19 protein-coding genes are annotated in these 20,991 nt (G+C 44.7%); 9 read left to right on the plus strand and 10 right to left on the minus strand.

All coding sequences use genetic code 11. The features are described from left to right. Nucleotides 1-99 precede the first annotated feature (99 nt). From L1076_RS05310 to L1076_RS05325, 4 genes are all read right to left on the minus strand, one after another. Nucleotides 100-1,140: a TIGR01620 family protein gene (locus L1076_RS05310; RefSeq protein ID WP_102386856.1), complete on the minus strand. Its 1,041-nt coding sequence runs from the start codon at nucleotides 1,138-1,140 to the stop codon at nucleotides 100-102. Continuing rightward, on the minus strand, nucleotides 1,137-2,513 hold the full coding sequence (locus L1076_RS05315; RefSeq protein ID WP_237303310.1) for a YcjX family protein: 1,377 nt from the start codon (nucleotides 2,511-2,513) through the stop codon (nucleotides 1,137-1,139). Before L1076_RS05315 ends, L1076_RS05310 begins: the two co-directional genes overlap by 4 nt. A gap of 158 nt (nucleotides 2,514-2,671) precedes the next feature. Then, on the minus strand, nucleotides 2,672-2,857 hold the full coding sequence (locus L1076_RS05320; RefSeq protein WP_009706856.1) for a hypothetical protein: 186 nt from the start codon (nucleotides 2,855-2,857) through the stop codon (nucleotides 2,672-2,674). A gap of 175 nt (nucleotides 2,858-3,032) precedes the next feature. After that, entirely contained in the window at nucleotides 3,033-4,550 is a 1,518-nt protein-coding gene (locus tag L1076_RS05325) for a fumarate hydratase (protein ID WP_237303311.1), read from the minus strand. Nucleotides 4,551-4,829: 279 nt separating this feature from the next. Here L1076_RS05325 and pabB point away from each other — a divergent pair, with 279 nt between their 5' ends. Further along, nucleotides 4,830-6,191: an aminodeoxychorismate synthase component I gene (pabB, locus tag L1076_RS05330; RefSeq protein ID WP_237303312.1), complete on the plus strand. Its 1,362-nt coding sequence runs from the start codon at nucleotides 4,830-4,832 to the stop codon at nucleotides 6,189-6,191. Nucleotides 6,192-6,267: 76 nt separating this feature from the next. Here the strand turns inward: pabB and L1076_RS05335 are convergent, their stop codons facing one another. Both L1076_RS05335 and L1076_RS05340 read right to left on the minus strand, forming a co-directional pair. Then, nucleotides 6,268-7,968, minus strand: coding sequence for an ATP-binding protein (locus tag L1076_RS05335; protein ID WP_045407197.1), 1,701 nt, complete (start codon nucleotides 7,966-7,968; stop codon nucleotides 6,268-6,270). Between the two features lie 6 nt (nucleotides 7,969-7,974). Continuing rightward, nucleotides 7,975-8,514 carry a heme NO-binding domain-containing protein gene (locus L1076_RS05340; RefSeq protein ID WP_237303313.1) on the minus strand — a complete coding sequence of 180 codons (540 nt, stop codon included), beginning with the start codon at nucleotides 8,512-8,514 and terminating at the stop codon, nucleotides 7,975-7,977. 116 nt (nucleotides 8,515-8,630) lie between these two features. Between L1076_RS05340 and L1076_RS05345 the strand changes: the two genes are divergently transcribed. The 5 genes from L1076_RS05345 (at nucleotide 8,631) to L1076_RS05365 (ending at nucleotide 14,798) form a co-directional block, all read left to right on the plus strand. Then, complete coding sequence (locus L1076_RS05345; protein WP_038866455.1) at nucleotides 8,631-9,230, plus strand: CoA pyrophosphatase; 600 nt, start codon at nucleotides 8,631-8,633, stop codon at nucleotides 9,228-9,230. 346 nt (nucleotides 9,231-9,576) lie between these two features. Then, nucleotides 9,577-10,830 carry an aromatic amino acid transport family protein gene (locus tag L1076_RS05350; RefSeq protein ID WP_045407198.1) on the plus strand — a complete coding sequence of 418 codons (1,254 nt, stop codon included), beginning with the start codon at nucleotides 9,577-9,579 and terminating at the stop codon, nucleotides 10,828-10,830. 97 nt (nucleotides 10,831-10,927) lie between these two features. Next, on the plus strand, nucleotides 10,928-12,289 hold the full coding sequence (locus L1076_RS05355) for an L-serine ammonia-lyase (protein WP_038866452.1): 1,362 nt from the start codon (nucleotides 10,928-10,930) through the stop codon (nucleotides 12,287-12,289). A gap of 218 nt (nucleotides 12,290-12,507) precedes the next feature. Further along, nucleotides 12,508-14,223, plus strand: a complete 1,716-nt coding sequence (locus tag L1076_RS05360) for an EAL domain-containing protein (RefSeq protein WP_045407199.1) — start codon at nucleotides 12,508-12,510, stop codon at nucleotides 14,221-14,223. 107 nt (nucleotides 14,224-14,330) lie between these two features. Next, nucleotides 14,331-14,798: a GNAT family N-acetyltransferase gene (locus tag L1076_RS05365; protein WP_038873543.1), complete on the plus strand. Its 468-nt coding sequence runs from the start codon at nucleotides 14,331-14,333 to the stop codon at nucleotides 14,796-14,798. 69 nt (nucleotides 14,799-14,867) lie between these two features. Here L1076_RS05365 and L1076_RS05370 read toward each other — a convergent pair whose 3' ends face one another. Next, nucleotides 14,868-15,005, minus strand: a complete 138-nt coding sequence (locus L1076_RS05370; RefSeq protein ID WP_164492046.1) for a hypothetical protein — start codon at nucleotides 15,003-15,005, stop codon at nucleotides 14,868-14,870. Between the two features lie 265 nt (nucleotides 15,006-15,270). Between L1076_RS05370 and L1076_RS05375 the strand changes: the two genes are divergently transcribed. Next, nucleotides 15,271-16,059: a LuxR C-terminal-related transcriptional regulator gene (locus tag L1076_RS05375; protein ID WP_038882453.1), complete on the plus strand. Its 789-nt coding sequence runs from the start codon at nucleotides 15,271-15,273 to the stop codon at nucleotides 16,057-16,059. A gap of 83 nt (nucleotides 16,060-16,142) precedes the next feature. On the opposite strand, the gene queD is transcribed toward L1076_RS05375, so the two are convergent. Further along, nucleotides 16,143-16,505, minus strand: coding sequence for a 6-carboxytetrahydropterin synthase QueD (queD, locus tag L1076_RS05380; protein WP_038873519.1), 363 nt, complete (start codon nucleotides 16,503-16,505; stop codon nucleotides 16,143-16,145). A 481-nt stretch (nucleotides 16,506-16,986) separates the two neighbouring features. Between queD and L1076_RS05385 the strand changes: the two genes are divergently transcribed. After that, complete coding sequence (locus tag L1076_RS05385; protein ID WP_038882454.1) at nucleotides 16,987-18,612, plus strand: methyl-accepting chemotaxis protein; 1,626 nt, start codon at nucleotides 16,987-16,989, stop codon at nucleotides 18,610-18,612. Nucleotides 18,613-18,799: 187 nt separating this feature from the next. Continuing rightward, the gene (gene asnS, locus L1076_RS05390; protein ID WP_038882455.1) at nucleotides 18,800-20,200 is read left to right on the plus strand and encodes an asparagine--tRNA ligase; all 1,401 of its coding nucleotides are present in this window, start codon (nucleotides 18,800-18,802) and stop codon (nucleotides 20,198-20,200) included. Nucleotides 20,201-20,293: 93 nt separating this feature from the next. Here the strand turns inward: asnS and L1076_RS05395 are convergent, their stop codons facing one another. Next, a complete protein-coding gene (locus L1076_RS05395; RefSeq protein WP_045398146.1) occupies nucleotides 20,294-20,707 on the minus strand; it encodes a hypothetical protein in 414 nt (137 codons plus the stop codon). A 26-nt stretch (nucleotides 20,708-20,733) separates the two neighbouring features. After that, nucleotides 20,734-20,955: a hypothetical protein gene (locus L1076_RS05400; RefSeq protein WP_038873530.1), complete on the minus strand. Its 222-nt coding sequence runs from the start codon at nucleotides 20,953-20,955 to the stop codon at nucleotides 20,734-20,736. Between the last annotated feature and the right edge of the window lie 36 nt (nucleotides 20,956-20,991).

A 20,991-nucleotide genomic window follows, 5' to 3' on the forward strand; every position in this document is an offset into this window, starting at 1 on the left:
TAAAATATCCCAATTCACAACTGTCAGGAAAAGTTGACAGTAGTTTCTACCAAGCTTGGAATGGCGTCAAGCAATCCTCACCGTCAAAGGTGATATTGATTACGGTTTCATCGTGATTGATGCAACTTTCGCCACCACTTCTTTACGAATAGCGCCGAGTTTCACCTGTCTCTCAGGGTACCAAGGCAGTGGGCGAAGCAATGACATGGATTTCAAACCTAAGCGTGCGGTGAGAATACCCACTCCCAAGCCTTGCCCTGCTCGAGCAGACACCTTTCCTGCGAGATCCATCGACATCAAATCCATGCTCGCATCGATCGCCAGTTCACTTGCACCAGCCGCCGCCATATTCACAAAAACCGCACGAAGTAGCTTGATTCGAGATGCGTACCCAAGTTCAACGCCATAGACTTTCGAGAGATTATCGATCATTTTGAAATTACGCCACGCCACTAACAGCATGTCAGCCGCAGCTAGTGGACTAACGGCAACTAACGCGGCTGACTCTGTCGCGTGCTGTGAAACAATTTTGGTCGCGAGTTTATCTTGCTGACTGACAACCATTGAGTCGTACATTTCAAGGATTTCGGCATCGCTGTGTGCTGGGTTCACGCTATTCTTCCAACGATCAAAACCCGGATTTTCAGCAAGTACACCACTTTGCTCAGCCACTTTTTCACAAAATACTTTGCCTTTGCCAACACTTTGACTGTCGATAAGTGCCTCACTTTCTTCCTGCACGCTAAAGTGGTTGCGAAGTTTGCGTAGCTTCCATAGTTCTTTGCCTAACGCTCCTAAACCAAAAGAGGCAATAGTGGAGATAAAGCCAGCCCAGCCCAATGCAAGCCAATCTGCAGTTTGCACAGCCGTGACAATCGAATCCACCGCCTGCCACCCGACCAGACCAGCAAAGGTGGCAAATAACCCTGTTGTAAGCCATTTACGCCCAGGTTTTGGACGAATCACATGTTCAAGCTGTAATTCTTGCTCGGTGTCTTCCGGTTGCTCTTCTATTTCAACAGCAACGAAAGTCTCGTTTTCCGAGAATGTCTTTTGCGCCGTAAACTCTGGCGAGACATCCTCTTCTTCACCGTGCATGACCTTTTCAGAGAAGACTTGTTTTTGTTTTAGCTCGCTCATTTCAATTTGTCTCCCAGTAGGTATTCAAGTGCTTTGTCTAGACGAATATGCTTCATCGGCTCGTCGATTTCTGATGACATAGGTCGGAAAGACGTAAAATCAAAGCCACTGTTTTGCCAATAAACAGCATTCGGAAGTTTCTTTGGTACTTCCCCAGGGAACATCGTTATCGCCTCCCCATCAAGCGTTGTACCTTGCAAAGCTGGCACGGTCTTATCTCCCGAAGCAATGAAACCTGAAGTCGTCGCTTGAATCGACGCGATACTCATACAGCTCATTTCTATGTTCTCGTACGCTGCGGTCTGCCATGCAGGATGCACCATTTGTTGCAGCAAAGAGACAAGTTGAGGATGCTGATCTGGCGTCACATGGTCAGCCTTCGTCGCAGCGAACAGTACTTTATCGATTTTTGGCGAGAACAAGCGGCGTAAGAAGCTACTCCGACCATAACGAAAACTGTGCATGATCTGCTCAAGTGCTTGGCGCATATCATAAAAAGCTTCATCACCCGCATTTAATGGTTGCAGGCAATCCACCAGCACAATTTGGCGATCAAATGTCGCAAAGTGGTGTTTATAGAATGCTTTCACGACCTTTTGTTGATATTCGTGAAAACGCGCTTCTAGCATCGCTAAATTGCTGCCTTTTACCGTTTTTCCTTCGGCCTCTAATCGACAGGGGAAAAATTGCAGAACAGGTGCGCCTGCAAGCTCTCCAGGCAAAACAAATCGTCCCGGCTGAACCCAGTGCAAACCAGACGCTTTACACGCATGCAAATAATCGGTGTATGCCTGTGAGACTCTCTCTAGCTTTTTCTCATTGACGTCCGCATTGAGGTCGACTTGGTCTAGCTCTTCTAGCCAAGCTTGAGCAAGCTCGCTACGTTGCCCTTTTAACGCTTCAAATTGCGTCTGCGACCATGTCGCAAAATCCATATCAAGTAGTGGTAAGTCCAATAACCACTCGCCCGGATAGTCGATGATGTCAACGTTCAGTACCGCCGTTTTACTCAGCAGTTTTTTGGTGGTTTTATTTGGCTTGTATTTTAGAGCCAGACGAATCTCACTGACGTCACGAGTCGGTACTGGCCATTGAGGCGGCGTTGCGTGAATTTGGTTCATCGCATCATCGTAAGCAAAACGCGGTACCATCATATTGGCTTGAGGCTCACGCTTCGCACCAATCAAGCGCTTATCACGCGCCGCTGTCAGCAGCGGCAAGTTGTCGTGTGTTGCTGTATGCAGTAATTGATTAACCAGAGAAGTAATAAAGGCGGTTTTACCCGCACGAGACAAGCCAGTCACTGCGATTCGCACGTTAGAATCCATTCCTCGGCTGATAAAGTCATTCACTTCTTGCGTTATTCTTTTCATACTTTTTATTTATCTCATCAATTCTTGCTACGCAGTGTAATTTTATCAACCTTAATCAAAGATGAACAAAGTATTCACGACAAAATTTACCTACATCAAAAACACAAAAGCCTCTGAGAATATCAGAGGCTTAGTGATTCTATCTGCGCTAGGGCAATCTAATCGTCTTCTATCAACTTGTAGATAACGAATAGGCAGACTTCTAGAATCAGCCACAACACACAAGTGATGGTGACGTATTTTTCATCGAAGATACTGATGCCGTGAAGAATCAAGTCGTAGCCAACAAAGCTACCGATCACAACAGCAAGAACTATTTGTAGAATTTGAATAAAACGAGGCATGCCGTCTCCTAATCATGGTCAGCATAACAGCGAGATTTGCTATGCCTATAAGTTTATATTTGATTATATAGACAAAAAGTGCAGCTTTCGCTGCACTTTTGTCAAATGTTTGCTAGGTAAATCAGCACTTTGTCACATTCTCCCAATTGAGACGTTCGAATGATGACCAAGTCTCTTACGCTTCCATCTCTTGGATTTTCACTTTCCAAGTGTCAGGACCGATCTGGTGAGCGTTCGTACCATTAGAATCGACGGCAACCGTTACAGGCATATCTTCGACTTCAAACTCGTAAATCGCTTCCATACCTAGGTCTTCGAATGCTACCACGCGAGCTTTCTTGATTGCTTTCGCGACAAGGTATGCTGCGCCGCCAACGGCCATGAGGTATACCGCTTTGTGGTTCTTGATCGACTCAACCGTCGCAGGGCCACGTTCCGCTTTACCAATCATCCCCATGATGCCGGTTTCTTCTAACATCATGTCGGTGAACTTATCCATACGCGTTGAGGTTGTTGGGCCTGCAGGACCTACTGCCTCATCACCGACGGCATCGACCGGACCAACGTAGTAAATGAACTTGCCTTTGAAATCAACACCAGCAGGTAGACCTTCGCCACTTTCTAGCATGCCTTGAATACGTTTATGCGCAGCATCACGACCGGTCAAGATCTTGCCTGACAGAAGAACCGTTTCACCAGTCTTCCACTCTTGGACCTCTTCTTTGTTTACTGTATCTAGGTTAACACGACGTGTATTTGCGCCCGCTTCCCAAGTAATGTCTGGCCAATCTTCTAGCTTCGGTGGCGTTAGCTCTGCTGGGCCATTGCCATCAAGCGTGAAGTGAACGTGGCGTGTTGCTGCACAGTTCGGGATCAAACACACTGGTTTTGAAGCCGCGTGCGTTGGCGCCGTTTTGATTTTTACATCAACAACAGTAGTTAGACCACCAAGGCCTTGTGCACCAATACCCAATTTGTTTACGCGATTGAAGATATCGAGGCGAAGCTCTTCTTCTGCGTTTTGAGGGCCACGATCAATCAAGTCTTGAATATCGACGTGCCCCATCAGAGATTCTTTTGCTAATACCGCAGCTTTTTCAGCGGTACCGCCGATACCAATGCCAAGCATGCCCGGTGGACACCAACCTGCGCCCATTGCTGGTAGGGTTTTCTCTACCCATTCTGCAATGTCGTCAGATGGGTTTAACATCACCATCTTGGTTTTGTTTTCAGAGCCGCCGCCTTTCGCCGCGATTTGAATTTCGACTTTATCGCCTGGCACCATGTTGATATGCACAACGGCTGGCGTGTTGTCTTTGGTATTGATTCGCTTCCCTGCTGGGTCCATCAGAACCGAAGCACGCAATGGGTTATCCGGATTTGTGTACCCCTGTCGAACGCCCTCATCCACCATTTGCTGTACTGTCATGTCGGTTGAGTCCCATTGGACGCCCATACCGATGTTCACAAAACAGGTGACGATGCCGGTGTCTTGACAGATCGGTCGGTGACCTTCAGCAGACATACGGGAGTTAATTAAGATTTGCGCAATCGCGTCTTTCGCGGCTTGGCTCTCTTCTCGATGGTAGGCTTTTTCAAGGGCTTGAACAAAGTCTAGCGGGTGGTAGTAAGAAATATACTGTAGCGCATCAGCAACACTGCTGATGACATCCTGCGTGCGTATTACCGTCATTGCATGCCTCATTATTGTTATGCTTTGCTTCCATTATTGGCTGGCTTCTTTCGTGTTTGTTGAGCTTATTGCTCTAAATGAGCTTCGTTTTATGTGAACAAATTGTCGAACGGCTGATATCGACACACGATTAAATGAAGTCGCCTTCCATATAGTAAAACCACCTCAAACCCTTGTATAGAGGTAGTTTGGCTATACAGGCGTTTATGATACTCTTGCAGCCCATGACATGCCATGCAGTGAACGAACTCTTTGTCACAATTTAAACAAATGAACAACATGGATACGCAATTGCTTGATTTTAAGGCATTGGATTACGCCGACGACCTCACCATTTCCCTATTTTCTCGTATCGAACACCAACCTTGGGCGATGCTTTTACGCTCCGCTTCTGAGACCCATATCGACAGCCGATTTGATGTGTTGGTGGCCAACCCAATCGCAACGCTAGAGACAGTCGCTGGCGATACGCAAATCAAAACAGACACGCAAGAGTACGCCTCTCAAGATGACCCATTTTCGCTGTTAGACGAGCTTCAAAAACAGCTTTTGCCAAACCTTGAGTTGGGTGCAGAGTGGGATCTGCCGTTTGTAGGCGGTGCACTTGGCTACTTCAGTTACGATTTAGGCCGTAGAGTCGAATCTATGCCGGAGTTCGCCGCCAAAGATCTACAAACACCAGATATGGCAGTTGGTCTGTATGAATGGGCTTTGGTTGTCGATCATAAGTTGAAGACCGCGATCCTTGTTGGCCAAAACACGCAAGCCGCATGGCAATGGCTGAACGAACAAGTACCTGGCACGGCAGAAGGCTTTCAGCTAGAAGGTGACTGGCAATCCAACATGACTCAAGCGTCTTACGCGACACGCTTTGATCGTGTTCAAGAATACTTGTTGAGTGGCGACTGTTACCAAATCAACTTGGCGCAGCGCTTTAATGCTCCTTATCAAGGAAGCGAGTGGCAAGCGTATTTAAAGCTGGAAGCGGCAAACCAGTCGCCCTTCTCAGCATTTATTCGTATGCCAAAATCTACGCTGTTGAGTATTTCTCCTGAACGATTCTTGGAACTGAAAGACAACGTTATCGAGACCAAACCAATCAAAGGCACTCGACCACGCGGTGCGGATACCCTTCAAGACCAAGCCAATGCGCAAGATTTACAAACCGCAGAGAAAGATCAGGCAGAAAACTTGATGATTGTGGACTTGCTGCGTAATGACATTGGGCGTGTTGCTTCTCCAGGTAGTGTCCATGTGCCAAAGTTGTTTGATATTGAGAGCTTCCCTGCCGTTCACCATTTGGTGAGTACCATTCGAGCCAATCTAGATCCGCAATATTCCGCGGCGGATTTGCTTCGAGCTTGCTTCCCAGGCGGTTCAATCACCGGAGCACCTAAAGTCCGTGCGATGCAAATCATTGAAGAACTAGAACCGCATCGTCGCAGCGCTTACTGTGGCAGTATTGGTTATATCTCACGCCATGGTCGTATGGATACCAGCATCACTATTCGAACGCTCGTTGCAGAAAACAACAAACTGTATGCATGGGCTGGCGGCGGTGTGGTGGCTGACAGTGATTGTGCCTCGGAATATCAAGAAACCTTAGACAAGCTTTCGAAAATTCTACCAGCACTAAAGTAAAAGTTAACGTGGAAGAAACTAAACTAAAAACGGCTCTGTTGTTCTTACAGAGCCGTTTGTTTTTATTCTACTAGCGCTATTCTTTGAGCCACTTACACATCACTTGTTCGATATCTGCCGCGGTGTAGGGCTTGGTAAGGATGTCATCCATACCAGATTCGATGCACTTTTTCCTTTCTTCTAACGTCGTCCCCGCTGTGAGTGCAATAATGGGATTGTTAAAGCCATCCTCTCTAAGGTGAACCGTGGCTTCATACCCATCCATCTCTGGCATTCGACAATCCATGAATATCAATTCGTAGTCTTTGTTTTTAACAGCCTCCAATGCCTCCAAGCCGTTATTTTTTAGATCGGGTGTGATATCGAGTTTTTTAAGCATTTGAGTGACGATGACCTGATTCATCCGAATATCATCTACAACTAAAATGTTTCTTCCTGCCAACTCAATTTGTCGACCGGTTGCCTCCGACCCGGCTAAATTTGCGGGCGCTTCTCCTCGTTTAAGCGGTACCACGACTTGGAACGTTGTCCCTTTGCGTGGCTCGCTGACATAGCTGATCTGTCCTTTCATCAGATCGACAAGGTTCTTACAAATCGCCAAACCTAAACCTGACCCTTCAAAACTGCGCTTTGTAGAGCGGTCTGCTTGAACAAAAGGGTCAAACAACGCTTGTTGTGCTTCTAGCGGAATACCAATACCGGTGTCTTCTATTTCAAAATGTGCAAAGCCATTGTTCCATTCGACACGCAGCACCACACCTCCTAGTTGAGTAAACTTAATCGCATTACCGATTAGGTTAACCAAGATCTGGGTAATCCGCTCAAAATCTCCGACCAAAAACTCAGGTATCCCGAGTTTCTTATCAATAGAGAAATGAATGCGCTTCTCGGCAGCTTTAGCCGCAAATACGCCAGTTAATGCATCCTCTAGCGCTTTCCAAGCAAAAACTTTATCGATGATTTCCATCATCCCAGCGTTCATCTTACTGAAGTCGAGCAAGTCGTTGATGATGACTCTAAGCAGGTCCCCAGAATGCGTAAGATTACTCAGATACTGTTGTTGCTCATCCCCAAGGGCGGTCTTACTCAGCAGATCGGCACTGCCGAGCACACCATTTAGCGGCGTTCTCAGCTCATGGTTGATCATGGCAACGAACTCTTTGGTCGCCTTCTCGGAAGCTTCGGCACGCTTACGCAGCTCAACCTCTCGTTCTAAGCTCAAGTGACGGCTGATAACGCCATGAACCAAGTCTGAAACCAACACCATTTGCTTAGAAATAAACTCCTGATCGACTTGATCAAGCGCAACAGAAAAGATCAACTCACCAAGAATGTTGGCGTCTATTGTAATTGGGAGATAGAGAGCATTTCCGTTCCAACGCGGTTTATTGGCGATAGGCGCATCATGCGCTAACGCCAAATGTCCAAATTGATGCCGACGTAATGAGCTTAAACGCTCAGCTTCTAAATACAGGTAAGCCCCCGACACAACAGAGTTTGATGTCAGCTGTTCCAAGAAACTGGCAATCATGGTTTCATCGAAGGTGCTAGAAAGGAAAGTACGTCCGAACCTAATCAAGGTGGCATCGATTTGCTCTTCGAACTCGAATTTGAGCAGATCTTTCTCTGACTTCATCTCGAGCTTTTTTAGCGCCACACTTAACTGTTGGTTAGATTCATACAGTTCTAAACTCTTTTGCTCTAACAGTAATTCAGCCGCTTTACGCGATGCGATCTCTCGTTTGAGTTTCCTTTCTAATAAGGAGTTTCCCGTCATATTTGGTTATTGAGCCTCCAGCCAAAAACGCACTTGGCTTCCATCTTCCGATTGATTCTGATGTTTAATTTTTATCGTTTCATTAAAGTGGTTCGCGCAGCCTTGAATCAAGCCCACACATACATGAGCCATGCAACGTGCGCTTCTATAATCAAACACCATTTCAGATTCAGCCTCACTAATAAAGTCAAACTGCGGGGGATTTGCATCGGGATATAGCTTTTTCACTTCCACGTGAATGAAATCCTCTACATGACGTACGAATTGAAACGTCGTACTGCACTGCTGCAAACTGGCATAATTCGGAATTGATTTGAGTAAGCTCTGGAAAACACATTCACCAAACACTTCTTGAAGCGTTTCTGGGGGGATATCAGACACTTTACTGAGATTAACGATCAACTTAACAAGGTCTCGATGGTCATAACTGCCTACCGAGGTGTAAATACCTTCGTCGTTAGATAAGTCCAAAACCTGATCGAGAACCTCAAGACCAAACTTATCTTCCACTAACTCCATGAACTCCGTGAAAATGATTCCTTTCATCGTATTCAGCTAACCTTATAGTGACGTCTTAAAATAAAGAATGGTGTATAACGCTATAAGTTTCAAATTAATATAATACGAATCCATTCGTCAGCTGACTTCTTAAGGACTCCGATTTGGTCATTGATAAAACGACATTGTTGCAAAACTTCCAATTCCATTTACCGACAGGCTATCACCAAGAGTCTTTGGGGCGATTAGCACATTTGAAAGACACCTCACTTCGTGATGCCGCGGTGTTAATTGGCTTTGTTGAGAGAAAAGAAGGGATGCAAGTGATTTTGACCAAGCGAGCCGAACATTTACGACACCATCCTGGCCAAATTAGCTTCCCAGGGGGAAAATATGAGACGGAGGATCACACTCTTGTGAATACGGCACTGCGAGAAGCCGAAGAAGAAATTGGTATTCATGAAAAGCATATAAAGGTATTTGGTCAGCTGCCAAAGCTGCCAACGATTAGCCAATTTAATGTGACACCGTTTTTGGCCTTCATTTCTCCAGACTACACAACGCAAATTGACCCCAACGAAGTTGCCTCAGTTTTTGAAGTCCCAGCCAATCATATTTTAAACCCTGAAAAGCTGTACAGTTCAAAATTCAACCTAAGAAACACTAGCCATCGCGTCTTTGCCATCCCATATCAACAGCATTTTATTTGGGGAATGACCGCACAGATCATCGAATCCATGCAAAAACACATCATTTCTAAGTAACTGCTTTATCAATATTAAGTTGACTTTAAAACCAAACATCATGTGCATCTATATTAATAAAAAGTTATTTTTCAAACATCAATTCACATTAGTTTAATTTGATTTTTATAAGGCAAACGCTTGCGGTGAGAAAAATTTATACAACAACCGCTTCAGATAAGTTTTTCTAATTTCACTCATTAGCAATTATCACGTGTAGCACGCCATTTTCGTGATAAAAAGCAGGTTTTTGACATATCATTCAATAAGCTCGAGCAATACATGATTTAGATCTAATTTTCCTAGTGCAAAATCTTGCAAAATTGCTCCCGACTTATTTCCTGTTCCCAAAATGAGTAACTCAAAAATGAATACAACTACTACTGCGGCTTCAACCGCACAATCGTCTAGTAAGTTTTCTTACAAAGACTTCACCTGGTGTTTGTCCCTATTTGGTACAGCAGTAGGTGCAGGTGTACTTTTCCTTCCAATTAAAGCAGGTGCTGGCGGTTTCTGGCCATTGGTTATCCTTGCTCTAATCGCGGCACCAATGACTTGGTTCGCACACAAATCTCTCGCCCGTTTCGTACTTTCTGCGAAAAACCCTGAAGCTGATATCACTGACACAGTAGAAGAGCACTTCGGTAAGACAGGCGCAAACCTTATTACTTTTGCATACTTCTTCGCTATCTACCCTATCGTACTTATCTACGGTGTTGGTATCACAAACACGGTTGACTCTTTCCTAGTTAACCAAATGGGTATGGAATCTATTCCTCGCTGGCTACTTTCTGGCGCGTTAATCGCTGCGATGACTGCGGGTGTAGTATTCGGTAAAGAGCTAATGCTGAAAGCAACATCAGCAATGGTTTACCCTCTAGTATTCATCCTACTAGCACTTTCTTTCTACCTAATTCCTGATTGGAATACATCAATGATGGAAGTGTCTCCAAACTGGGGCGAAATGCCTTCAATCGTTTGGCTAGCAATTCCAATCATCGTATTCTCATTCAACCACAGCCCAATCATCTCTCAGTTCTCTAAAGAACAACGTCGTGTGTACGGTGATGACGCAGTTAAGAAGACTGACTCTATCACTGGCGGCGCAGCGATGATGCTGATGGGCTTTGTAATGTTCTTCGTATTCTCTGTAGTGCTTTCTCTATCTCCAGAGCAACTAGCAACTGCGCAAGAGCAAAACATCTCAGTTCTTTCTTACCTAGCGAACGTTCACGAATCACCACTGATCTCTTACATGGGCCCATTGGTTGCATTCGCAGCAATCACTTCTAGCTACTTCGGTCACTTCTTAGGTGCTCACGAAGGTCTAGTAGGTCTAATCAAGTCTCGCTCTGAATCTCCTAAGAGCAAGATTGAAAAAGCGTCTCTTATCTTCATCGTTGTGACGACTTGGATTGTTGCTATCGTTAACCCAAGCATCCTAGGCATGATTGAAACGATGGGTGCACCAATGATTGCAGCTATCCTATTCTTGATGCCTGTATTCGCGATGCAGAAAGTGCCAGCAATGGCGAAGTACAAAACTTCAGCACCTGTACAGATTTTCACAGCAATCTGTGGTCTTGCGGCAATTAGTTCTGTAATCTACGGCGCTCTTTAATCACTGCTCTTTTATAAAGCGTGATTAATCCAAGAATATAACGATAATAAAAAGCCTCCCAACTCCCCTTGGGAGGCTTTGTTCTGAGGTAATCGATATGATTAGTGTTTTTGATATCTATAAGATCGGTGTTGGTCCTTCAAGCTCACATACTGTAGGTCCAATGAAAGCGGGTAAAGAGTTTATTGATGACCTTCGTGCGATGGGAAAACTGCGCGACATCACTAAAATCACCGTTGACGTTTATGGTTCACTATCACTGACAGGGAAAGGTCACCACACGGATATCGCCATAATCATGGGTCTTGCAGGCAACTCCCCTGAGAAAGTTGATATCGACTCTATTCCGGGCTTCATCGCTCGAGTAGAAGAAACTGAACGCCTTCCTGTTGGCATGCACTGTCACACAGTATCGTTCCCGAAAGACGGTGGTATGAACTTCCATACTACTAACCTTGAGCTACATGAAAACGGCATGCAGATCCACGCGTGGATCGAAGACGAAAAAGTGTACTCAAAGACGTACTACTCTATCGGTGGCGGCTTCATCGTTGATGAAGAAAACTTCGGTAAAGAGATTGAGAACCCAATCAAGGTTCCTTACGAATACACAACAGCAGAAGAGCTCGTTAACCAGTGTAAAGAAAGTGGTCTTTCTATTAGTGCACTTGTGATGAAAAACGAACACTCTCTTCACTCTGATGAAGAAACTCGTACATACTTCGCGAACATCTGGCGCACCATGCGCGAATGTATGGATCGTGGTATGAACGAAGAAGGTATTCTGCCTGGTCCACTACGCGTACCTCGTCGTGCAGCAGCACTTCGTCAGCAACTGCTTACTTCTGAAAAAACAACAAACGATCCAATGTCGGTTGTTGACTGGGTAAACATGTTCGCTTTCGCAGTAAACGAAGAGAACGCAGCAGGTGGTCGTGTTGTGACAGCACCAACAAACGGCGCATGTGGCATCATCCCTGCGGTACTGGCTTACTACGACAAGTTCATCCAAACCGTGACTGAAAAAGATTACATCCGTTACTTCGCCGCTTCTGGCGCGATCGGTGGTCTTTACAAACGCAACGCGTCTATCTCTGGCGCAGAAGTTGGCTGTCAGGGTGAAGTTGGTGTGGCATGTTCTATGGCGGCAGCTGGTCTTGCTGAACTTATGGGTGGTAGCCCAGAGCAAGTATGTATGGCAGCAGAGATCGCAATGGAGCACAACCTAGGCCTAACGTGTGACCCAGTTGCTGGTCAGGTACAGGTTCCGTGTATCGAGCGTAACGGTATCGCGGCAGTAAAAGCGATCAACTCAACTCGTATGGCACTGCGTCGCTCATCTGCACCGACAGTTTCTCTAGATAAGGTTATCGAAACTATGCTAGAGACAGGTAAAGACATGAACGCAAAATACCGAGAGACATCTCAAGGCGGCCTAGCAGTAAAAGTTATCTGCTAATCTCCCAACCTCTCCCATCAGAAGCCCGAGCAACTCGCTCGGGCTTTTTTTCGCCTAAAGATCTTTCCCCATGTAAAATCTCTCTGGATTGAGCTTTATAAAAAAATCTAAAATTGTCACTATATCCAGAAGTTTAGGATATGCCCGTAGAAGGTCACATACCTGCAATCTCAATATTGATAACGTATTCAAAAATTAATCCTGGAGCGCTTTAACACATGATTAGGTTTGAACTTGGAAACCAAATCTGCGTTTGCTTGTCCGAAAAAGAACTTTCATTACAGCTCAATAACTCCATCCACTCTTCTATTCCCGTAAGCAGAATCGAATACTTAATCCTTAGCACCATTGCCGCTTTTGGGAGCTTAAACGCGCCCATTAGCCAGAGGAAAATCGAAAAGAAGTTGTCAGCGCAACATCACTTGATGTTGCCGGAAAATGGATTTAAGAACGCTGTTGCGTCCATAAGGAAAAAGTTCAGGCAACTAACAAAGAATCATATAGAGACCCAAAAGTCTCTCATCGAAAACATTCACCGAAAGGGATATTTTGTGCCATACGATAGCCAACACGCACAAAAAGATGGGCTTCTTCAACAAGCGAGAATCCACCAGCAAGCCGTTCATAGCGTAAGAATGGCCGCTGCTATTTGCTTACGTAGTAGAGCGCTATACCTTAATTTGTTGTGCTTTATTGGCTTTACCATCGCGCTGTATATCGCCATTTGTTTTTACAGCATCGGGACGATTGTTAAGCAAAACTATTTTGATGATGCAATGAACTTCGCACAAGATCTCGCTCAACAGAGTTGTTTTGGGCATGAAGACCAATTAAAAGGCTTATTTGATAATGTTCAATTAGTCGAGTCAGCATTGATGATCGACAAGCACAACATTCGCTGTCTAGTCACGCCAGAAGCAGTGGTCCCAGTGAACCAAAAAGACAGAGAAAGCTGGTTAAACAACGAAAGCTACACAACCCATTCGTTTTTATTTAACGGTGCACAAGTCCTCGTCAGAGTAAAAAACGTGAATGTATCAAATAGCTTTGAGAGCCATATGTCTCGCATGTTTTTGTCTGGCATGAAAGTGTGTACCAATACTGGCACAGCGCTAGAAATTGGCGATACCAACGGGCAATCGTTCTTGTATAACGTCAACGAAAACGGTTACAAAGAGGTGTATTACGTAAAAGGGCCTATTAGTAGCATCCTTGTTTTGAGCTTTATTCTAATGCTTGCCTTTAGACATAAGAAACTCCGCTCGTTAGCCACTTACCTTTGGGCTATCCGTCAGTTCAATCTCAAACTTGAACCTATCCACAACACATCAAATCGACAGAATATCCACTATGAAGTCCTGTCGCGCTTTAAGGTTAAAAACACTCAAAAGTTTATTGAGTCATTAATCGCCAATGGATTTCTAATCAATCATACCTTATTGGTCATCAGGCTTGTCTATGGCAAATCAAAATCCTTACTCGCTCCTCTGAGTATCAACGTGTGCCCTTCTCTACTGGAAAAGCGTAATTTCACACGCTTGTATCGCTTATTGGCTCAATTGGACTGTTCACTTCTGACGATTGAAATCACAGAAAATGCGTCGATGTACTACACGCAGGAGATCTTCAATAACATCAACAAGCTCAAAGCCATCGGGTGCAAAATCAGCATTGATGATTTCGGGACTGGTAACAACAATGTCGAGCTCATCAGTCAAATTACGCCAAGTTATCTCAAGATTGACCGTTTGTTTGTTATCAACCTGAAGCAAGACGACAAAAAAGTAGAAACGTTACGTCAGCTTATTGCGATGGGACACACATACCACTGTGCAGTCATCGTGGAAGGTGTGGAGACCGCAGAGTGTGCCCATTTACTAACCACACTTGGTGCGCACATTCATCAAGGCTTTTATTATCCGCTTTGCCGCTAGCGACCTCTATTTAATAGTAAAATCCACACAGAACCAGATTGCGTCCTTTTAATGTCCACAACTATAATGGCGGTATTGTGTTTACCGCCTCTGAACAGATTCAGACCATGATCGCCATTAAACCTGCCAAGCTGAAAGATTTTGCCAGCTTGATGCAACTGGAAGTGCAAGAAGATCAAAAAGGATTTTTTAAGCCATTTGAACAGGCTTACCAGCAACGTAGTAAGTCAGAAGTGTTTTATACCATCTTTCATGACTATCTTATTGTCGGATATTTAGTGATAGACAAAGCCTTCGCCCAACACGCTCCCTTTGCCAAACGCCATGAATTGGGTTTAAGCTATCTTATGGTCGATAAGCGCTTTCAACAGCAAGGAATTGGAAAAGCAACGCTACAAAAACTGATGATCTATGGCTACGCGATTGACACTGAAAGCAGCTCTGTGTGTGCGACAGTATCTAGTAGTAATGACATTGGAATTAGATTGTTTGAATCGGCAGGGTTCGATAACACCCAAAAGACAATTTATGAAGAGAGTGGAAAAGCGCTGATCTTGCGTCATTCTCTGAACTGATAGATTAGGCATCGATGTTATTTATGTTGTAAAGGCAGGGTAATTAGCACACCTGCCTTCCTCCCAAAATCATACCGTTACGACTTCAGCTTGCCAGCCGTAACCGGTGTACTCCTTTGCTAACTCTTCTGCAACAAACGCAGACACCACTACTTCAACCCATTTACCATACGCCCCTGCACGGTAGCGAAGCTTCATCATTTTCATTGTTACCCCTCCGGATGGCGATAAAATTAGCCAAATTTGAAACAGCTGCTCGCCAAAAACCTATACTTAAAGTCTGTGTATCTGCCTATAAAGGTGTAATATTTAGGTTTAGAATAGATCTTCCCCCACCCATTCACCAAATAGGAAGCATGTGCGTTATTCCAAGAAGTTCGAAATAAAGCACCGACATTTTGCAAAATCTGATAGTCAGAATGTAGAGTAAAATTACTGCATTTATAAAATTCATTCCGTACGAGTCGTTTTAATGGACAGTGAGATAGGTAAGACAATAGAAGCTGAAACTTTTGAAGCGCTTATGATGAGGCAAGCAACATCACTTACCTCCTCTGAAGCAGACAAGTGCGAAGTCAAACTTCGCGAATTCATGACGGAAGCCATGAACTGGTTCGAAATCGATCGAATGACCATGTTTCCCAACTCAATGCTGTTTTTCAACCAAGGGAAAACGCTTGCTGTCGCACGTCCACCACATAAAGTCGTCACAGCAGAGCAAGTCGGCATAGAAGACGCCGAGAGGTACCTTCGTCTTATCGGTAACTCGGAACAAACTCAGATTTTCAACCGAGCTTCGCTTGAAAGTAGTGATGTGGCATTACTAAGAATGCTGGCAGCACAAGGCGCATGTTGCCATTACACCATCCCACTGAGCCAGTTTGGTCAACGCTGGGGTGGCGTTTCATTTACTATTTTTGGCGAAAATCGTTGTGGTTTGAATGAAGCCCAATTGAATCAAGTCACATTTCTTTCGCAAGTTTGGCTTTCTTATTGGCAGCACTCTAAGTTGCATCGCAGCCTACACAAGCCAGACATGAAGACGAGTAATGAGAACAACAAAATGTTAAGACTAAGTCGTCGTCAATGTGATGTCCTCGGGCACATAGCCAACGGCTTGTCTGCAAAACAAATCGCGATAGCGCTTAATTTGAGTCCACGAACGATTGAGTCTCACAAATACCGGTTGATGGACATGCTGGAATTAGAAACTCATTCTGAGTTAGTCCAATTCGCCCTACGAAACGGAATTGGGTACTGACCTCTTTTGTCTCTGATCTCAGGCTAACAAAAGAAAAAGGCAAGCCGATTAGCTTGCCTTTATTATCTGTGTACAGAACGAAATTATTCGCCTTTGTAGATACAACCTGCGGTACAAGTTTCTTTGATCTCAACTTTACTCAGTAGTGGCAAACTCGGCTTAAGCTCTTGCCAAATCCACTTCGCGAGTACTTCACTTGTTGGGTTTTCTAGACCTTCGATATCATTCAAGTAGTAATGATCCAAACGGTCGTAAGTTGGTTTGAATGCCGCTTTGATTTCTGAAAAATCAATCACCCAACCTGTATGTGGGTCAACTTCACCCTCTACATAAAGACGAACTAAGAAAGAGTGTCCGTGCAAACGACCACACTTGTGACCTTCCGGTACGTGCGGCAGGTGATGTGCTGCTTCGAACATAAACTCTTTGTATAATTCTGTTTTCATCTTGATTCTCAGGCTTTAAAAAGACACGCAATACTAAGGAATTCACCCTTTAATGACAACCTTTATCAATAACATGAGAAAGAGGAAAACGATTCACTGATTCAGAATGATTAACTGATAAAAAACGGCAACCTCCAAGCATCTTGAAGATTGCCAAATCTGGAGATTCCAGAAAAATGGTTAGGAAAATGAAGTAGGGTCATACATACCCCAAACTTCCCTACTTTGACGACTCTAAGAGTACAAAAAGAGATTACACGACCTCGGGTTAACAACCGGTTAAACAAGAAAAAATAATTGAAATTTAGGCCCCCCTTCGTCTAAAAATTGGCGCAGCACCAATCCATTGATTACACCCTACTTACATCACATTTACATAACCCTACGTTGTTTAGGGTCACATTCATTCGCCCTATCCATCGCTCATACCACGCTAAGCCCTTAATATTGTGGAATTCGTTCCAATTACATTTATAAAAATATGCGCTCAACGATTACCTTCAAACTGTTACTGGCACTGATAGTTGTCTTCACTTGCGTGTTAGCTGCATCGACTGGCTATCAATACTTTCAACAAAAGACACTTATTAATGACGTGCTGAGTGAACAACTACACGATAAGGCAAGCAACTACTTCGATAGCCTAAATATGATGATGCTCACCGGTACGATGTCGCAAAAAGAAACCCTACGACAAAAAGCGCTCGCTCAAGAAGGCATAGAGCAAGTGCGCGTACTTCGTGCTGATGCAGTCTCTAAATTTTACGGCGCTGGCGATGCGAATCAAAAACCGATAGATGACATTGACCAGAGAGCATTAAACGGTGAGTTGGTGATTGAGCCTTTCAGTGCGGATTGGGGGAAAGGCTTGGTGGTTGCACTGCCTATGAAATCAAGCGAAAACTATCGTGGTACGAATTGTGTGTCTTGCCATATTGCCCCAGAAGGCGAAGTGTTAGGTGCAATCCGCTTGGAATACAACATGAGCCATGTGAATTCTCTTATCAATAAACAAGCCATGTTTGCGATGGGTATCATGTCAGTTATCGCGTTTGTGGGCTTTTTAATTACCATGGGATTGATTCGTAGAATCATCGTTAGACCAATACAAATGACGTCGCGTTTTATGTCGAATGTCAGTGCGAGCAAGGATCTATCCATACGTTTAGAGCATAAGCAAAAAGACGAAGTTGGACAGTTATCGGATTCTATCAATTCCTTTATGGATACGGTCTCACAAAGCTTGGACAAAGTTCAGGAAACATCGCATTCACTGGCGGGGTCAGCCGGACGCTTAACCGACGTTGCTCAATCTACCGATGAAGCGGCAGACAACCAGCAAGTAGAAACCAATGAAGTGCAAACCAATATCACTGACATGCTGCAACAACAAAGTGTCGTAGAACAAGCGACCGTTGATGCAACAACGTTGGTCAACCATACCGTTGATGTCGCAACCGCCAGTGCTGGTCAAGCGCACCATGTAAGTGAAGACATCAAGAACCTAGTGACCGATATCGACAAGGTGCGCGAGAAGATCACAACATTGAATCAACAAACCGCAGAAGTATCATCCATCCTGGGTGTCATCAAAGGTATTGCGGAACAAACCAACCTACTGGCTCTCAATGCCGCAATTGAAGCAGCTCGTGCAGGTGACCAAGGCCGTGGATTTGCCGTTGTCGCAGATGAAGTCCGTAACCTTGCATCTCGGACAGCGCAAGCGACCAGCAATATAGAAAGCATCATCGTGCAATTTCAACAAGGCAGTGAAGAGTCGCTCACTTCGGTCGATAATGTGTGCCAGTTTGCTCATCAGCGTTCCGTCGATGTCGAAGCGCTCTCCGAAACCATGCGCGATGTAGTAGACGAAATGCATCAAGTTTTGAGACATGCTGAAAACATTCAACATCAAACACAAACGACGTCAGAGGTGAGCAAACACATTCAGTTAAAAGTCGACACCATCACAAGACACGCGAATGAAACTTCGCAATCTGCATCTCACACACGTGACATCAGCGTTGATTTGGAGCAGCTTTCGGAACGTCTAGAGCTATTACTTAACCAATTTACGCTGTCTGAGGAACAAAGGGCGAGTAAATAAGAAATTTCTCCCCTCCAAATTGAATATAAAGGTTGAAGCTGACGAATTGACAGGTAATATGTCCCGATGAATCTGTAAAATTCTATCCAATTCAACGCTTCGCTCGTTTTTTAAACAAAGCCGTTTAAAGCAAGCAATGTAGTAAGTGTTGAATTGAATTTTTACCTCAATGGAGAATATTTCAAACATGACTTACGCGCCTGTATCAGACGTTTTGAAAGGTCAGCTAGCAGTAGACAGTGAAGTAACTGTTCGTGGCTGGATCCGTTCACGTCGTGATTCCAAAGCTGGAATCTCTTTCCTTGCCATTTATGACGGCTCTTGTTTCGACCCGATTCAGGCCGTGGTCCCTAATAATCTTAATAATTACGACGACGAAGTACTTAAGCTAACCACTGGCTGCTCTGTTGAAGTAACTGGTAAGATTGTTGCCTCTCCTGCGAAAGGCCAAGACTTCGAACTAGCCGCGACTGACGTTAAAGTAGTTGGTTGGGTTGAAGATGCTGACACTTACCCAATGGCAAAAACTCGTCACTCTATCGAGTACCTACGTGAAGTGGCGCACCTACGTCCGCGCACAAACGTAATCGGTGCGGTAGCACGTGTACGTAACTGCCTATCTCAAGCAATCCACCGCTTCTACCATGAGCAAGGTTACTTTTGGGTATCTGCGCCGTTGATCACAGCTTCAGATGCAGAAGGTGCTGGTGAAATGTTCCGCGTATCTACGCTAGACATGGAAAACCTACCTCGTACTGACGCTGGTAAAGTGGACTACAACGAAGACTTCTTCGGTAAAGAGACGTTCCTAACCGTATCTGGCCAGCTAAACGCAGAAGCTTACGCTTGTGCACTAAGTAAAGTTTACACGTTCGGTCCAACTTTCCGCGCTGAAAACTCAAACACCAGCCGCCACCTAGCGGAATTCTGGATGGTTGAACCTGAAGTTGCGTTCGCAGAACTGGATGACGTAGCGAAACTGGCTGAAGACATGCTGAAATTCGTGTTCAAAGCGGTTCTTGCTGAGTGTCGTGATGACCTTGAGTTCTTTGCTCAACGCATCGACAAAGAAGCAATCACTCGTCTAGAGCAATTCGTATCTTCTGACTTTGCACAAGTAGACTACACTGACGCAATCCAGATCCTTCTTGATTCAGGTCGTGAATTCGAATTCCCAGTTGAATGGGGTATCGATATGTCTTCTGAGCACGAGCGTTTCCTTGCGGAAGAGCACTTCAAAGCGCCAGTAATCGTGAAGAACTACCCGAAAGACATCAAAGCATTCTACATGCGTGCTAACGATGACGGTAAGACGGTAGCTGCAATGGACGTACTAGCACCGGGCATCGGTGAGATCATCGGTGGTTCTCAGCGTGAAGAACGTTTAGACATCCTAGACGAGCGCATGCGTGAAGTGGGTATCGACCCAGAACACATGAGCTGGTACCGTGACCTACGTAAATACGGCACAGTGCCACACGCTGGCTTTGGTCTAGGCTTTGAGCGTTTAGTATCTTACGTGACTGGTATGGGCAACGTACGTGACGTTATCCCGTTCCCACGTACACCTCGCTCTGCGAACTTCTAATCGCTGCTGAGTGATAAAGAATTAAAAAAGACCTCCCTTGTGGAGGTCTTTTATTTTGTCGCGGATCTCACAGATAGGTTCCGTTGCCAACTACTATAAATTCAACTTAACGCTCATCACACTGGCTGATTCTGTCACTGTTGGGTTGTTGTTCTCGTCATTGACCACCGTATGCTGATAAACACCACCAATCAAAATAGGTTTTTCAATCTCTTTTTGTTTGATCAACAATGACGTACTAATTTGATTTGTTGCATGCTGAGTCTTACTAGACTTAATCACCGAGACATCTAACTGGTAGTCAGGGTGAAGTTTCCGTACCAAGCCAGATAAATCGATACGCTCTTTATCATTATCGACATGAGCCTCGAAATGATTATCGGCTTGTATCTCCGCAGTCAATTTTGAGTGATCATAGACTAGGGTAACCGACTTAGGTTCTACATCTTGTTTCGCTGAGCACCCAAAGGCGATCATAGATAACGCAAGCAACCATGCACTCTTCATTCTCTCTTCCTAAATTTTTCATGATTTTACTGCTCTCCATCCCCTTCTCTATCTGCATGTTCTGCGTACTTAACGCCCAACACACATAAGCCAAACATAATGAAAGGGATCACGGCCGCGGTGTACTCTGTCCAAGCCATATGCGAGAAAGACTTCGCCAAAATAAGGTGCGCAAATACCAACAGAAATGCGCTAAAAATAGCAACAGCTATCAATCTTACTTCATGTTTTACCAACTGTTTTTTCATTGTCACTCCAACATTGCAATTACTCTACAATCGATT

Origin of the sequence: Vibrio sp. MMG023, from assembly GCF_021654215.1 — a bacterium.
Lineage (GTDB): Bacteria > Pseudomonadota > Gammaproteobacteria > Enterobacterales > Vibrionaceae > Vibrio > Vibrio jasicida.

Excerpts from the sequence above, each read along its gene's own strand:
- L1076_RS05310 (WP_102386856.1), bottom strand. The coding sequence starts at position 1,140 with ATGAGCGAGCTAAAACAAAAACAAGTCTTCTCTGAAAAGGTCATGCAC.
- L1076_RS05315 (WP_237303310.1), bottom strand. The coding sequence starts at position 2,513 with ATGAAAAGAATAACGCAAGAAGTGAATGACTTTATCAGCCGAGGAATG.
- L1076_RS05320 (WP_009706856.1), bottom strand. The coding sequence starts at position 2,857 with ATGCCTCGTTTTATTCAAATTCTACAAATAGTTCTTGCTGTTGTGATC.
- L1076_RS05325 (WP_237303311.1), bottom strand. The coding sequence starts at position 4,550 with ATGACGGTAATACGCACGCAGGATGTCATCAGCAGTGTTGCTGATGCG.
- pabB (WP_237303312.1), top strand. The coding sequence starts at position 4,830 with ATGGATACGCAATTGCTTGATTTTAAGGCATTGGATTACGCCGACGAC.
- L1076_RS05335 (WP_045407197.1), bottom strand. The coding sequence starts at position 7,968 with ATGACGGGAAACTCCTTATTAGAAAGGAAACTCAAACGAGAGATCGCA.
- L1076_RS05340 (WP_237303313.1), bottom strand. The coding sequence starts at position 8,514 with ATGAAAGGAATCATTTTCACGGAGTTCATGGAGTTAGTGGAAGATAAG.
- L1076_RS05350 (WP_045407198.1), top strand. The coding sequence starts at position 9,577 with ATGAATACAACTACTACTGCGGCTTCAACCGCACAATCGTCTAGTAAG.
- L1076_RS05355 (WP_038866452.1), top strand. The coding sequence starts at position 10,928 with ATGATTAGTGTTTTTGATATCTATAAGATCGGTGTTGGTCCTTCAAGC.
- L1076_RS05360 (WP_045407199.1), top strand. The coding sequence starts at position 12,508 with ATGATTAGGTTTGAACTTGGAAACCAAATCTGCGTTTGCTTGTCCGAA.
- L1076_RS05365 (WP_038873543.1), top strand. The coding sequence starts at position 14,331 with ATGATCGCCATTAAACCTGCCAAGCTGAAAGATTTTGCCAGCTTGATG.
- L1076_RS05370 (WP_164492046.1), bottom strand. The coding sequence starts at position 15,005 with ATGAAAATGATGAAGCTTCGCTACCGTGCAGGGGCGTATGGTAAATGG.
- L1076_RS05375 (WP_038882453.1), top strand. The coding sequence starts at position 15,271 with ATGGACAGTGAGATAGGTAAGACAATAGAAGCTGAAACTTTTGAAGCG.
- queD (WP_038873519.1), bottom strand. The coding sequence starts at position 16,505 with ATGAAAACAGAATTATACAAAGAGTTTATGTTCGAAGCAGCACATCAC.
- L1076_RS05385 (WP_038882454.1), top strand. The coding sequence starts at position 16,987 with ATGCGCTCAACGATTACCTTCAAACTGTTACTGGCACTGATAGTTGTC.
- asnS (WP_038882455.1), top strand. The coding sequence starts at position 18,800 with ATGACTTACGCGCCTGTATCAGACGTTTTGAAAGGTCAGCTAGCAGTA.
- L1076_RS05395 (WP_045398146.1), bottom strand. The coding sequence starts at position 20,707 with ATGAAGAGTGCATGGTTGCTTGCGTTATCTATGATCGCCTTTGGGTGC.
- L1076_RS05400 (WP_038873530.1), bottom strand. The coding sequence starts at position 20,955 with ATGAAAAAACAGTTGGTAAAACATGAAGTAAGATTGATAGCTGTTGCT.